Source organism: Candidatus Poriferisocius sp. (assembly GCF_965204145.1).
Lineage (GTDB): Bacteria > Actinomycetota > Acidimicrobiia > Acidimicrobiales > Bin134 > Poriferisocius.
Window position 1 is genome coordinate 2,441,896 of sequence record NZ_OZ241977.1, and the last position, 14,459, is coordinate 2,456,354.

General features: G+C 68.1%; 8 protein-coding genes. All 8 read left to right on the plus strand.

The genetic code is table 11. The features are described from left to right. Positions 1 to 19 precede the first annotated feature (19 nt). The 8 genes from ACOGI7_RS11285 to ACOGI7_RS11320 are packed head-to-tail and all read left to right on the plus strand — an operon-like array spanning position 20 to position 14,441. Positions 20 to 3,163 carry a DNA polymerase III subunit alpha gene (locus tag ACOGI7_RS11285; protein WP_419848861.1) on the plus strand — a complete coding sequence of 1,048 codons (3,144 nt, stop codon included), beginning with the start codon at positions 20 to 22 and terminating at the stop codon, positions 3,161 to 3,163. 55 nt (positions 3,164 to 3,218) lie between these two features. After that, complete coding sequence (locus ACOGI7_RS11290) at positions 3,219 to 3,881, plus strand: SOS response-associated peptidase (protein ID WP_419848862.1); 663 nt, start codon at positions 3,219 to 3,221, stop codon at positions 3,879 to 3,881. Between the two features lie 27 nt (positions 3,882 to 3,908). Beyond that, positions 3,909 to 4,286: a hypothetical protein gene (locus ACOGI7_RS11295; RefSeq protein ID WP_419848863.1), complete on the plus strand. Its 378-nt coding sequence runs from the start codon at positions 3,909 to 3,911 to the stop codon at positions 4,284 to 4,286. Beyond that, positions 4,283 to 5,620, plus strand: a complete 1,338-nt coding sequence (locus ACOGI7_RS11300; RefSeq protein WP_419848864.1) for a hypothetical protein — start codon at positions 4,283 to 4,285, stop codon at positions 5,618 to 5,620. Before ACOGI7_RS11295 ends, ACOGI7_RS11300 begins: the two co-directional genes overlap by 4 nt. Positions 5,621 to 5,646: 26 nt before the next feature. Beyond that, positions 5,647 to 6,507, plus strand: coding sequence for a phytanoyl-CoA dioxygenase family protein (locus ACOGI7_RS11305; RefSeq protein WP_419848865.1), 861 nt, complete (start codon positions 5,647 to 5,649; stop codon positions 6,505 to 6,507). A gap of 40 nt (positions 6,508 to 6,547) precedes the next feature. Next, positions 6,548 to 7,024, plus strand: coding sequence for a hypothetical protein (locus ACOGI7_RS11310; protein WP_419848866.1), 477 nt, complete (start codon positions 6,548 to 6,550; stop codon positions 7,022 to 7,024). Continuing rightward, a complete protein-coding gene (locus ACOGI7_RS11315) occupies positions 7,021 to 10,887 on the plus strand; it encodes an ABC transporter permease subunit (protein ID WP_419848867.1) in 3,867 nt (1,288 codons plus the stop codon). Before ACOGI7_RS11310 ends, ACOGI7_RS11315 begins: the two co-directional genes overlap by 4 nt. Next, positions 10,884 to 14,441: an ABC transporter ATP-binding protein gene (locus tag ACOGI7_RS11320; RefSeq protein WP_419848868.1), complete on the plus strand. Its 3,558-nt coding sequence runs from the start codon at positions 10,884 to 10,886 to the stop codon at positions 14,439 to 14,441. Before ACOGI7_RS11315 ends, ACOGI7_RS11320 begins: the two co-directional genes overlap by 4 nt. Positions 14,442 to 14,459: the final 18 nt, after the last annotated feature.

Sequence of the window (14,459 nt, forward strand, 5' to 3'; positions counted from 1 at the left end):
TGCTGACGACAGGCTTCTGATGGCTGCCTGGGTGGAGCTTCGAGCCAAGAGCTTCTACTCCTTCGGGGAGGGGGCGTCGCATGTCCACGAGCTGCTGGCGCAGGCCAAGCAGTACGGCTATCCGGCGCTGGCCCTGACCGATACCAACCTGTGCGGCGCGCTGGAGTTCGCCCGGCTGGCCAAGAGCCTGGGCACCCAGCCCATCACCGGCGCAGAGCTGACGCTGACCGACGGCTCGAGGCTCGCCCTGCTGGCGAAGACACGGGCGGGGTACTCCAACATCTCGCGCCTGTTCACCCTGGCCAATGCCTGCGACCGCCGGGATCCCAAGCTCGATCCTTCCCACCTGCCCGATCACTGCGAAGGCGTGGTTCTGCTGACCGGCGGGCGCGACGGGCCGCTCTCGCGGTTGGCGACCGACGACCGTGCCAGTGAGGCCCACGGCCTGCTGAAGCAATACTTCGACTGGTACGGGCCCGGCTCGGTGTATGTCGAGTTTCAGCAGAACTTCTTGCCCGGCGACACCGACCGCAACCGCAAGCTGGCCGGGATCGCCGCCGACGCCGGCGCCCAGGTCGTCGCCACCAACGACGTCCACTACCACACCCCGGACCGTGCCCGGCTCCAACACGCGCTGGTGGCCGCCAAGCTCAACACCACCATCGATCAGGCTCTGCCGCACCTGCGGCCCAACCATCATCTGCACCTGAAACCCCCCGCAGAGATGGAGCACCTCTTCAGCGATTGCCCACAGGCCGTGTCCAACACCCTTCGCGTCGCCGAGCAGTGCTCCTTCGACCTCAGCACCGACCTCGGCTATGCCCTGCCCGATGCCGCGGTGCCCCCCGGCTGCACGCCTCAGAGCTACCTGGAACAGCTCTGCCGCGAGGCGGCCGTCCGGCGCTACGGCGGCATCACCTCAGAGGTGGAGCAGCGCCTAGACGAGGAGTTCTGCTTGATCGAGCGCCTCAACCTCGCCGGCTTTTTGCTGCTGTACCGGCAGATCGCGCTGTTGGCCCAGCGGATCCTCGTGGAGCGGGGTGCAGTCGGCCCAGAGACGCCGGTGGAGGAGAGGCCGCCGGGGCGGGGGCGCGGCTCGTCGGTGTCCCTGCTCGTCGGATACCTCATCGGCATCAGCCACGTCGATCCCCTGAAGTGGAACCTCACCCTGGAGCGCTTCATCTCCGAGGACATGACCACGCTTCCCGACATCGACCTCGACTTCCCCCGGGAGCTGAGAGACGAGCTGATCGAGCGGGTCCACCGCCACTTCGGACCCGAGCACGCCGTTTTGGCCGGAGCCGTCACCACCTACAAGATCAAGGGTGTCATCCAAGCCCTGGGCAGGGCCCTGGGACTGCCCCAAGAGCGCCTCGGGCTGCTGTCGAAGCGGCTGCACTCCCGCCACGCCGCCGACCTCCGCAGTGAGATGACCCAGATGGCGGACTTCAAAGACAAGGTGGACGCTCCCCGATGGCGCGACCTGCTCGATCTCGCCCCGCAGCTCATGGGCGCTCCCCGGGGGCTGAGCCAGCACGTGGGCGGCATGGTGCTTAGCAGTTCGCCCATCTCGGAGATGGTCCCCATACGAGCCGGGGCCACCGAGGGCCGCTACATCATGGACTGGGACAAAGACAGCGTGGCCGACGCCAACTTCGCCAAGATCGACCTCCTCTCGCTGCCGGTGCTCGACCAGATCGAGGAGGCTCTCGACCTCGTGGGAGAGCGGGAGGGGCACCGGCCCGACCTGGGCAGGATCGACCTGGAGGATCCCGGCGTCTACGACATGATCAACGCCGGCCTGTGCAAGGGGGTGTTCTTGCTCCAGTCCCCCGCGCAGTTGAAGATGGCCCAGCGGCTGAAGTCGCGCGACCTGCTCGACCTCGCCTATCAGGTGGCCCTCATCCGTCCCGGCGTGGGCACCCAGGGCAGCGCCGTCTCCCGGTTCGTGGAGCGCTACCGCCACGGCGCGGAGTGGGAGTACGACCACCCGTTGGAGAAGCGCGCCCTGGAGCGGGGGTACGGCATCATCGTCTGGCAGGAGCAGGTGGTGCAGCTCATCGAGGATGTGGCGGGCATGACGGCGGCCGAGGCCGACGAGGTGCGCCGCGCCTTTGCCCGGCCCAACAGCGAGCACCTGATCGAGGTGTGGTGGAAGAAATTCGCCGAGGGCGCCCGGCAGAACGGCGTCCCGGAAGAGGCCGCCGAGAAGATCTTCTCCAAGATCAACGGCCACTACATGTTCCCGGAGTCGCACTCCCACGCCTTCGCCGTGACCGCGTACCAGGCCGCCTGGCTCAAGCGCTACCACCCGGTGGAGTTCTTCACAGCGCTGATGAACAACCAGCCGATGGGCTTCTACCCCATGGAGACGCTGAAGCAGGATGCCTGGCGCTTCGGCGCGCGGTTTCTGAACCCGTGCGTCAACCGGAGCCGAGCGGTGTGCTCGCCAGAAGGCGGTTCGGTGCGGCTGGGGCTTCAGCTCATCACCGACGTGGGGGCGGAGTCGGCCAGGCTCATCGTGGCCGAGAGACAGCGCCAAGGCCCCTACACCACCGCCGGCGACCTGGTGCGCCGCACGGGATTGAAACCCCAGGCAGTGCTCTCGCTGGTGCTGGGCGGGGCGTTCGACGCCATCACCGCCAATCGCAGGGAGGCGCTGTGGGAGTCGGGGCTGCAAACCCGACCCTCGGGCCGCAACCAAACCGCCCTGTCGCTGCCCACGGACGAGCGCGTGCCCCCGCTTTCAGACTTCTCGGAGCGGGAGAAGATGATGGGCGAGTATCGGGCCATGGGCATCTACCCCGCTGGCCACCTCATGGAGTTCATCAGACCCGATCTCGGACCCAGGGTGCTGCCCACCGCCGAGGTTGAGAAGCTCGACGACGACGAAACGGTCAAAGTGGCGGGCTGGCCGGTGGCCCGACAGCATCCGCAGGGGCGCAACGGCACCGTGTTCGTGACCATCGAGGACGAGACGGGCGACACCCAGGTGATCGTCGGGGCCGACGTGTTCGCCCGGCGGCACCGGGAGCTGCGCAGTCAGGTGATCGCGGTCACCGGGCGGGTTTCCACCTGGGACGGGACCGTGAACGTGATCGCCACCGACCTGCGCGCCATCGACTCGGGGGTCGCCATGCCGCCGTCGCACGACTGGCACTGAGACAGCACTCGGGGGGTTGGTGGGATGCCCTGTTCAGGCTCATAATGGGATCGAGATGTGTGGCCGGTACAGCCTGACCGCCAGCCTGGATGAGCTGGCCCGGCGGTTCGACTTCGACAGCAACCGGGATGACTTCGAGCCGAGATACAACATCGCCCCCACCCAGCAAGTGCTGGCCGTGGTCGGCGGCGACGCCCGTCGAGCCGGCTTCATACGCTGGGGGCTGATCCCCCAGTGGTCCAAGAGCGACTCGGCGGGCCCACCCATCATCAACGCCCGGGCGGAAACGGTGGCTGAGAAGCCCACCTTCCGTGACTCGCTGCGGCGCAGGCGGTGCCTGATCCTGGCCGACGGCTTCTACGAGTGGCAGAAGGCGGGCGACGCCAAGCGCCCCATGCGGGTCGCCTTGCGATCCGGCGAGCCATTCGCCTTCGCCGGGCTCTGGTCGATGAGCAGCGACCCAGAGGGCAACCGGATCTCGACATGCGCCATCATCACCACCGCGGCCAACGACCTGCTCAGGCCGATTCACCATCGGATGCCGGTAATCTTGTCGGAGGAAGTGGAGGACCTCTGGCTGGACAACGCCCTTGACGACTCCCAGACGTTGACCCAGCTCCTCGAGCCCTATCCTGACGATGCCCTGGAGGCCTACGAAGTGTCTGCCCTGGTCAACTCCGCTTCCAACGACCGCCCCGAAGTCGCCACACCCCTATAGACAGACCGCGAGCGCAAGGTGCCCCAAATGAGAATTGCCCGAATCGGAATGGTCTGCCTGTTTGGTTTGGCCGTGTTGATCGCTCTCACCATTGCCGCGTGCGGCAACGATAACGACGCCGTGCCCACGCCGACTGCGGTGGACAACGTCGCCATCGAGGTGGAGGTGGCGGGGGGCAAGCCGGTGGATGGGGTGCAGCGCTTTCAGATCGACGCCCGAGACACCATCACCATCATCGTGAACGGCGACACCGCCGATGAGCTCCACATCCACGGCTATGACCTGGTGGTGGGTTTCGCCCCCGGCCAGCCCGGCACCATCATCTTCGAAGCCGACATCCCCGGCATCTTCGAAGCGGAGACCCACCACAACGGTAATCTGGTGATGGAGCTCGAGGTGCGGTGACCGCTGAGCTGCACTCTGTTTTGGCCCACGGGGTGGGGGCCCGGGGCGACCTGCCCCTGCCGTTCATTCTCTTCGGCATCGGGGCCGCCGTCGCCCTGATGGCCACATTTATCAGCCTGAGCTTCTTTTGGCATCGGCCCTGGCTGCCTGCGGCCGCCTCAGGCCGGAGCTTCGGGACAGCGGCTGGCCGGGTGCTGGATGTGGTGGCGGTTCCCGCCCGATTGGCCTCGCTGGCGTTGTTCGTGCTGGCCCTGGCCAGCAGCGTGGGCGGCGCCGCGGTGGGAAGCCAGCGGTTCGGACCGCTCACGGTGTACGTGGCGCTGTGGGTAGGGATGGCGATGGTGGCCGCGGTGTTCGGCGATGTGTGGCGGGTGCTCAACCCGTTCGAGACCATCGCCGCAGCCATTGAGTGGACCGCAAAAAAGCTGGGGCTGCCCCCGATTGACGACACCGGCGAGATTCCCGGCGGCTACTGGCCTGCGGTGGTGGCGCTGTTCTGGTTCCTGTTGTTCGAGCTCTGCTACCACGAGGGCACCACCAACGAGGCGGTTGGCGGGGCCATGATCGCCTACACGGTGGGAATGGTGGGTGGATCGGCGGTGTACGGGCGACGCTGGCTGCGCCAGGCCGACGGTTTCGGGGTGCTGTTCTCGCTGCTGGCCAAGATGTCGCCGCTGTACCGAGACGACACCGGCGCGGTACGGCTGCGGGCACCGCTCTCGGGGCTGACCACCGTCGCCCCCCGCATCGACCTGCTGGCCGTGCTGCTGGTGGTGCTGGGCGGCACCACGTTCGACTCGCTGGCCGGCAGCACCCTGTGGCCCGCCATAGTGGGAAATCCCCGGGGCTGGACCGCCACCGGGATCAACACCGCGGGGATGATCATCGTCATCGCCATCATGGCCTTCCTCTACTACCTGGGGTCGTTGGCCGTGGGCTGGTTCACCGAGCAGAGCGCCTCCGAGGTCGCCCGGCGCTTCGCCCACTCCCTGGTGCCCATCGTGCTGGGCTACACCGTGGCCCACTACTTCTCGCTGCTCGTCCTTGACGGCGGGCAGAATTTCCTGCGCCTGCTGTCGAACCCGTTCGGCCGCGGGTCCAACTGGTTCGGGACCGCCGATTGGGCGGTGAACTTCTTCCTGGTATCCACCGACGCCATCGCCTGGGTGCAGTTCTCAGCCATCGTGCTCGGCCACATCGCCGCGGTGCTGGTGGCCCACGACCGCGCCGTGGAGACCAGCGATGCCAGCGAGGCCACCTGGGCCCAGCGCCCCATGCTCCTCGTCATGGTGTTCTACAGCGTGGTCGGCCTCTGGCTCCTCCAAAAGGCCTAGCTGAACAACTCGGAATACAGTGGGACATGGCATCGCAAGCCGAGCTGGTCCACCTGAAAGACGACGAACCGCTCGAGCACGTGCTGGAGGTGCTCGACGCCGACGGGGCGGTGATCGTGGAGGAGTGCTTCAGCGACGAGGTGATCGACCAGATCCTCACCGAGCTGATGCCCTATGCGGAGAAGCCCGACTCCAACCGGACCTACATCAGCCCCACGATCGCCGCCTTCTTCGGCGAGCACACGCGCCACGTGACCGGTCTGGCCTCCAAGTCGCCCACGTTCGTGGCCGAGGTGCTGCTGCACCCGCTGATGCTGGGCATCGCCGACGCGGTGCTGGGGCCCAACTGCGCCGGCATCCAGGTGAACGTGGCCCACATGCTGGTAGTGGGGCCGGGGGCCCAAGCCCAGTTCCCCCACCGCGACGAGGGCGTGTGGGTGCACATGCCCCAGCCCAGTCCCGAGATGGAGCTGTCGTCGGTGACCGCGCTGTGCGACTTCACCAAAGAGCTGGGCGCCACCCGGGTGGTGCCCGGCAGCCACCGCTGGGAACCCGACCGCCAGCCCGAGCCCCACGAGTTCGCCGATGCCGAGATGCCCGCCGGCTCCAGGGTGATCTATCTGGGGTCGACCATCCACGGCGCGGGCACCAACAGCACCGAAGACCAGCACCGGCCCGCCTTCCACCTCAGCTACATGCTGGGCTGGCTGCGCTCCGAGGAGAACAACTGCCTGGCCACCCCGCCCGACATCGCCCGCACCCTCCCCCGCCGGGCCCAAGAACTGCTCGGCTACGACATCCACTACGCCGTCGACGACGGCGGCGGCTACCTGGGCGCCCTCGACATGAAGATCCCCGCCGACATGCTCGCCTCCGGCGAGCTCTAGCCCCCCAATAGGGGGCGGTGCGCCGGGCGAGTATCCGCTCGTGGCCGCGACCATGACCATCCGCGCAGGGGGTCGGCGCGCCCCCTTCTTGGTGATCGTCGCCCTCCTTGCGCTAATCCTCGCCGCGTGCGCGGGTCCGTCGATCGACGTCGCCGAATGCGACGTTGCACTCACCGTTACCATGGAGACGCTGGAGGCGCGCCTCACCGGAGACGGGACGCTGCGCCACGGTCGGGCCCACGAGCGGGCCGGCGGCGAGTTCTTCGTAAGCGCCGAGTTCCTTCCCGCCGATAAGGACGACGACTTCGACGGCGACATCCTCACCTGGTTCACCCACGATCCCGAGGGGTCTGACTTCTTGTCGGTGGACGAGCACGCCCGCGACCAGTCCGGCTGGGCCGGGGCCGACTTCGGCGTGAGCGAAGACGGCGCGGTCACCTCCCGCGGGTGCGTCCTCGTGGTTCGCGGCGAACCGGAAAGCGACGAGTGCGAAGAGCGCCGGGAGGAGTTCTGTTGAACTCGCTCACCCTCGTTCGCCCCCACACCCTGGTTCGCTTCGCGCGCCAGGCGCTGATCTGGGGCGCCGCACTCGGCGCGCTCCAGTTCATCTGGCCCACGCCGCCGGGGGTGATCGTCCAGGGCGTGGTCGTGGGCTCGCTCACCGCGCTGCTGGCGTTCGGCCTGTCGCTGGTGTACAAGACCAACGGAATCATCAACTTCGCCCAGGCCGACCTGGGCGTGGTGCCGGCCACGGTTGGGCTGTCATTGCTGAGGGACTGGGACTGGCCGTACTTCGTCGTACTCCCGGTCACGATCGTGGTCGCCATGGCCCTGGGCTCGGCAGTGGAGTTCCTTGTGATCCGCCGGTTCTGGAAGGCACCGCGGATCATCCTCAGCGTCGCCACCATCGGGCTCGCCCAGCTTCTGCTCGGCATCGGCTTCTACATCCCGACGCTGTTCAGCGACGAGGACGGACTGGCGCTCCTGCGCTTCCCGAGATTCAACCCGCCCATCGACTTCACCTTCGAGATCGATCCGATCGTGTTCACGGTCAACGACCTGTTAGCGATGATCATCGTGCCCGTTGTCATCTTCGGCCTCATGGCGTTCCTCAACCGGACCGGTGTGGGCACCGCGGTGAGAGCCAGTGCCCAGAGTCGGGACCGCGCCTCGCTGGTGGGCATCGACGTGCGGGGAACCCAGAACGTGGTGTGGATCATTGCCGCGGTGCTGGCCGCGGTGGCCATGGTGCTGCGGGCGGGAATGTTCGGGCTCCCGCTCGGACCCGCCTTTGGACCCGCCATCCTCCTGCGGGCGCTGGCCGTGGCGGTGATGGGGCGGATGGAGAACTACTCGGTGATGTTCGTGGGCGCCACGTTTCTTGGCGTGCTGGAGACGGCCATCATCTGGAACGAGGACACCGCGGCGCTGATCGACCCGGCGCTGTTCGTGATCGTTGTCGTCGTGCTCTTGTTCCAGCGGCGCGCCCGGGGCCGAGCCGAAGCCCAGGCCGAGGGGTCGTGGGTGGAGACCGCGTCGGTGAAGAAGATCCCCCGCAAGCTGGCCTCTCTGCCGGAGGTGCAATGGGGCGGATGGCTGGCCAAGCTGGCGATGGTCCTCGTCTTGCTGTGGCTGCCGCTCGCCCTCGGCGACTCCGACACCAACTTCGCGGCGGCGGTCATGATCTACGGGATCATCGCCGTGAGCATGGTGATCCTCACCGGCTGGTCCGGAGAGATCAGCCTCGGCCATATGGGCTTTGTCGCCATCGGCGCGGCCACAGGGGCGGTGGTGAACGTGCACTATCAGTGGGACCTCACCCTCACGCTGGTGCTGGCCGGGGTATTCGGGGCGGTGGCGTCGGTAATCGTCGGACTGCCAGCCCTGCGCATTCGAGGGCTGTTCCTGGCGGTGACCACCCTCGCCTTCTCGGTGGCGACGGCGTCGTTCCTCCTCGACGAGGACCGGTTTACCTTTTTGCCCGACAACATCGGCGAACGAGTCACCCGGTTGCCTCTCTTGAGGCGGATCGACGTGTCGAGCGAGCACGCCTTCTATTACGTGTGCCTTGCCGCGCTCATCGCGGTGATCTGGACGGTGGGGCGGCTGGAGGCAACCCGCACGGCGCGTGTGTTGCGGGCGGCGCGCGACAACGAGAACAACGCCCAGGCGTTCGGCGTGAACCTGACCCGGACCAAGCTGATGGCGTTCGCCATCTCGGGTTTCTACGCCTCGTTGGCCGGGGGGCTGTTCACGCTGCACCAGCAGGCGCTCGGCCAGGGCTCGTTCTCGCCCGCGGAGAGCATCCGGATCCTCACCATGGTGGTGATCGGCGGCCTCGGGTCGGTGCCGGGCGCCATTCTCGGCGCGGTTTTCCTCCAAGGCACCGAGTTCTTCAGCGACGACATCCCCGCCGACATCCGGCCGCTGTGGCTGTTCGCCAGCAGTGGCGTCGGCCTGCTGGTGGTGCTGATGTTCTTGCGCGAGGGCCTCGGCGGGCTGTTATATGAGGTCCGTCGGCGCCTGCTGGCCATCGTGGCCTTCCGCCGCCAGATCCCGGTCCCCAATCTGTTGGCCGACCAGCGCATCGACGATTACCCGGCCACCGAGGAAGCCGCCGGGATCGGGCCCTCGGAGCCGGTTGCCGTGTCGAGGTCGCCTCGCCGCGACGCCGAGGGCGTGTTCCGCTATCTGCCGAGCAAGCCAGCGCCGCCCACTGACTACTTCTCGTTCCCCGACATCCTCATGGGCGACGATCACGACGGGTCGCTGTTGAGCGTGAGGTCGATCGACGTGTCGTACGGACCGGTGCAGGTGTTGTTCGGCGTCAACATCGAGGTGGCCGAGGGCGATTTCGTGGCGCTGCTGGGTACCAACGGCGCAGGGAAGTCCACCGTGTTGCGGGCAGTGTCCGGGCTGTCGGTGGCCAGCGGCGGGTCGGTGTCGTTCGAGGGGGCCGACATCACCACGATGGCGCCGCACCGGATCGCCGCGTTGGGAATCGCCCAGGTCCCCGGCGGCCGAGCCGTGTTCGGCTCCCTCACCGTGGCCGAGAATCTCGCGTTGGGCGGGTGGCTGCACCGCCGGGACAAACAGCACATGGAGCGGGAGACCGGCCGCGTGCTCCAGATATTCCCGGGACTCCGGGAGAAGCTGAACGAGCCAGCCGCCAACCTGTCCGGCGGCCAACAGCACATGCTCGGCGTGGCCATGGCGCTTGTGGCCAAGCCCCGGATCCTGCTCATCGACGAACTGTCGCTGGGCCTTGCCCCCGTGGTGGTGGAGCAGCTCCTCGACGTCGTGCGGGCCTTGAACGACGACGGGGTCACGATCGTGGTGGTGGAGCAGTCAGTGAACGTGGCCCTCGCGGTCGCTGACACTGCGTTCTTCATGGAGAAGGGCGAAGTCCGCTTCCGGGGACCCACAAGCGACCTGCTGGAGCGCGACGACGTTGTCCGATCGGTGTTCTTGGGCGGGGCTGCGGCCCGCGCCTCCCAGCGGCGGCCGGCTGGCGCCCCCATCGGGACCACCACCGCGCCGAGGCTCGAGGTCCAGGGCTTGTCAAAGTCGTTCGCCGGAAACCGGGCGGTGGATCGTGTGTCGCTTCGAGTGAGCGAGGGGGAGATAGTCGGCCTCATTGGGCCGAACGGTGCGGGAAAGACCACGGTGTTCGAGCTCATCACGGGCCTCCAGACCCCCGATGAGGGACAGGTCTTGCTCGACGGGCGCGACATCACCCACCTCTCGCCCGACCGCCGGTCCCGGCTGGGGCTCGGGCACTCGTTCCAGGATTCCCGGCTGTTCGGATCGCTCACTGTGGAGGACGTATTGAAGGTGGCCCTCGACCAGACCATGGCCACCCGCGACCCGGTGGCGGCCGCCCTCGGCTTTCCCGACGTCCGCCGGGCCGAGGACCGCCTCCAGCGCCAGGTGGACGAGCTGATCGAGGGACTCGGGCTCGACACCTACCGCGAGAAGTTCGTGTCGGAGCTGTCCACCGGAACCCGGCGGATTGTCGATCTTGCCTGCCAGACAGTGGGCGCGCCCCGGGTGATCCTCTTCGACGAGCCCTCCTCGGGCATCGCCCAGCGGGAGGCGGAGGCACTCGGACCGATGCTGGAGCAGATCCGCGACAACACCGGCGCGAGTCTCCTGGTGATCGATCACGACATGGCGGTTCTGGCGTCGATCTGCGACCGGATGGTGGCCCTCGACCTCGGCGCCAAGGTGGCCGAGGGAGCAGTGGGCGATGTACTCGAGGATCCCGCGGTGATCGCCTCCTACCTCGGCGGGTCCCGCGCCGCCATCCAGCGATCCGACGGGGCGCGACCTGGCAGGGCACCGGAGGGCCGTGATCCCGATCTCGGCAGGGCGACATGACCAGGCTCGAGTCGATGCGGGAGCGAGCGGCCGCCACCACTACGGCGGCGCGCCGGTCGCTGGTGTGGATGCTCCTGGCCCGCCAGAGAGGGCCGGTGCGCGCCGTGCTGGCCTTGATCGTCCTGAACAGCATCTTGACCCTCATGATTGCCCAGGCGGTGGTGAACCTGGTGGACAACGGCATCGTCGACCAGGCCGCTCCCATCGGGCCCTATGTGTCCCATATCGCCAAGCTGGCCCTGCTGGCCTTAATCGTGGGTTTCGCCAGCCGCCAGATGACGGCCCGGATCGGCTATCAGCTGGAGTACGACCTTCGGGCCTGGCTCTACACCCGGGTGCAGTGGGCCGACCTCCGGATGCCCAAGCAGATGGCCACCGGGCAACTCGTCACCCGGTCGATGACCGACCTCAAGATGGTGCAGCGCATCATCCAGTTCCTGCCCTCCATCGTCACGCTGGTGCCGGCGACAATCGCCCTGCTGGTGTACCTCGCCTATCTCAGCCCTCCGCTGGCAGTGATCGCGTTTTTGGCGCTGCCCCTCAACCTGTGGTTCCTCTCCAAGTTCCGGGTGCGCCTGTGGGGGCTGAGCTGGGCGGAGTTGAACGAGCGGGCCGAGGTTGCCACCGCCATCGACGAGCCCGTCCGCGGGGTGCGGGTCATGCGGGCGTTCGGGCGCGAAGAGCACGAGCGGGAGCGACTGGGGGCCACGGCGCTGCGGGCCTACCGCTATTCGATGACCCGAGTCCGGCTGCTGGCCCGCTACGACATCTTGCTCAAGGCCGTACCCCTGCTCATCAACGCGCTGGTGCTGGTGGCCGGTGCTCAGCTCATCGCCGCCGATCAGCTGTCGGTGGGGGTGTTCCTCGTCACGTTCCAGGTGGCGGGGTACGTCATCGCCATCGCCCAGATACTCGACGAGCTGGCCAGCTCCTGGCAGTTCCTGCGCACCGCCCAGAGTCGGCTGGCCGAGGTGCTCTCGCTGGGCGCCCGGCCCACCGAGGGGCGGCCCGCCGCCAGCCGCTTCGAGTCGGTCGAGCTTCGCGACGCGAGGGTCTCCTTTGAAGGCACCCCGGTGATCGACCGCCTGTCGTTCGAGGCTCGTCCCGGCCAGCTCGTGGTGGTGAACGGGCCGCCCGGCTCCGGCAAGACCACGCTGGCCGGCTTGGTCGGCGGACTGGTCGAGCCGACGAGCGGGGAGGTGTTGCTCGACGGGCGGCCCCTCGGCGAGCTCGACGTCACCACCATCCGCACAATGGTGCGGATCGTGGCTGAGGATCCGGTGTTGTTCTCGGGGTCGCTTCGCCAGAACCTCGACCTCGGGGCGGCGTGGACGGTGTCCGACGACGAGATCAACGCCGCGCTGTACGCAGCGGGCGCCGACGACATCGTGGCCGGGATGCCCGACGGGCTGAGCACCCATGTGGGCGACCGGGGCCTCACGCTGTCGGGCGGGCAACGCCAGCGCCTGGCCCTGGCCCGGGCGCTGGTGGCCCGGCCCCGGGTGATCGTGCTCGACGACGCTTTGTCGGCGGTCAACCCCTCCCACGAGATGGAGATCATCCGGCGGGTTGCCCAGTTCCTGCCCGAAACCGCGATCGTGGCCATCACCCGGCGGCCCGGTCCCGCCACGATGGCCGACTCCGTCGTGCAGCTCGGCCGCCCCGGCGCGACCACCCCGCCTGCCCCCGCCGCCGCCCCCGCCGCCGCCCCCGAGCAACCGGGCACCGGCGAGGCAGCGTCGGAGCTGATGGACGTCGTGCACTCGCTTGAGGTGAGCGAGGAAGCGCCCATCGTCTCCGACGCCCAATGCCGGGTGGACGCCATGCCCCGGGTGCGGTGGCTGGTGGGGATCACCCTGTTCACCCTTCTGGCCGTGCTCATCCTGCTGGTGGTCAACTCCCTGGCCGGGCTCGGTCCCGAGATTCTCTTCGCCGAGGCCACCGATTCGGCCGTGGACGGCGAGACGAGGGCCATCTACGGGATCGGTCTCGCCGTGGTCGCCATCGGGGTCGTGTTCGCGGTCAGCGGCTACTTCGTGAGGGTGTTGTCGATGAAGATCGCCCAGTCGATCGGCTATTTGCTACGGCGCCGCATCTTCCACCGGCTCACCAATCTCGGCATCGACTTCTACGACAGCGAGCTGCCAGGCGAGGTGGCCACCCGGGTGGTCAACGACCTCGACACCATCCTCGGATTCGTGGGGGAGAGGCTGTTCCGGTTCATCTCCAGCCTGGGCCGCTTCACCGTGGGGATTGTGGTGGTGATCGTCCTCGTACCGCAGCTGACTCCCGTGATCATCGGCATCACCGCGTTGATCCTCGCCCTCACCGCCGGGCAGCTCTACCTGGGCATGCGGGCCTTCAATCGGGCCCGCGACGATCTCGGCCGCACTGTGGCCACGTTCGAGGAGCACTTCGCGGGGCGCAGCGAGCTGCGGGGCTGCGGGGCCGTCGACAAGGCGAATCGCCGGTTCGTGGAGGATGCCTGGGAGCTGCGCCAGAGCCGGCGGTGGGCGACCTCGATCGCCAACCTGTACTCGGAGCTCGTCGCGTTCATCACCCACGTCGGCGGGGCGCTCATCTTGTGGGGCGCGGGCCACGAGGTGCTGGCCGGCACGGTGGCGGTGGGCACCGCCCTGTCGGCCCGGTTGGTGGCCCAGCAGGCCCTTCAGCCCCTGTCGTACATGAGCTCGATCTACACCGAGCTTCTCGAGGCCCGGGTCTCCTGGAACCGCCTCGCCGAGCCGTTCGACACGCCGATCCTGCCCGCCGAACGGCCCGACGCGACCCAGGCGGGGCCTCTCGCTGGCGACGTGACCTTCGAGTCGGTCGCCTTTGCCTACCCGCACACCACCCGCCCCGTTCTCGACGACATCTCGTTCACGCTCCCCGCCGGCGCGGTGACCTGCCTCGTGGGGTTCACCGGCGCAGGGAAGTCGTCGATCACCAAGCTGCTCGCCCGGATCTACGACCCGACCGCAGGCCGGGTCCTCGCCGGCGGCGTCGACATCGCCGATTACGAATCGCGCTCCTACCGGCGGCGGCTCGGAATCGTCCCCCAGGACGCGTTCTTGTTCAAGGGGACCATCAGCTCCAACATCGCCTACTCGCGGCCCGACGCCTCACTCGATGAGATCGACCGGGCGGTGCGGGCCATCGGCGCCCACGATGTGCTCACCGCCCTCGACGGCGGCTACGAGCACCCCGTCGACGAGGAGGCCCGTAACCTCACCGCCGCGCAGCGCCAACTCGTGGCGCTGGCGCGGGTGTGGCTCGCCCGGCCCGACATCTTGGTGCTCGACGAGGCCACGTCCAGCCTCGACGGCCCGATGGAAGACCGGGTGCTGGAGGCGATCAGGGCCTTGGGGGTCACCACCCTCACCGTCACCCACCGCCAGAACGTGGCCCAGCACTCCGACCTGGCCATCGTGCTCGAGGCTGGCCGGGTAGTCGAGATCGGTTCCCCCGACGAGCTCATCGGGACCGGCAGCGCCTACGACCGCCTGTGGGCCGCGGTCGACGACGACAGCACGGAGGTCTCCGAAAAGGCGTGAGCCTCGCGGGCAGCTCGC

What these genes read in the sequence shown, in the direction of transcription:
- ACOGI7_RS11295 (WP_419848863.1), top strand. Translation starts at nt 3,909, where the DNA reads ATGAGAATTGCCCGAATCGGAATGGTCTGCCTGTTTGGTTTGGCCGTG.
- ACOGI7_RS11290 (WP_419848862.1), top strand. Translation starts at nt 3,219, where the DNA reads ATGTGTGGCCGGTACAGCCTGACCGCCAGCCTGGATGAGCTGGCCCGG.
- ACOGI7_RS11305 (WP_419848865.1), top strand. Translation starts at nt 5,647, where the DNA reads ATGGCATCGCAAGCCGAGCTGGTCCACCTGAAAGACGACGAACCGCTC.
- ACOGI7_RS11320 (WP_419848868.1), top strand. Translation starts at nt 10,884, where the DNA reads ATGACCAGGCTCGAGTCGATGCGGGAGCGAGCGGCCGCCACCACTACG.
- ACOGI7_RS11285 (WP_419848861.1), top strand. Translation starts at nt 20, where the DNA reads ATGGCTGCCTGGGTGGAGCTTCGAGCCAAGAGCTTCTACTCCTTCGGG.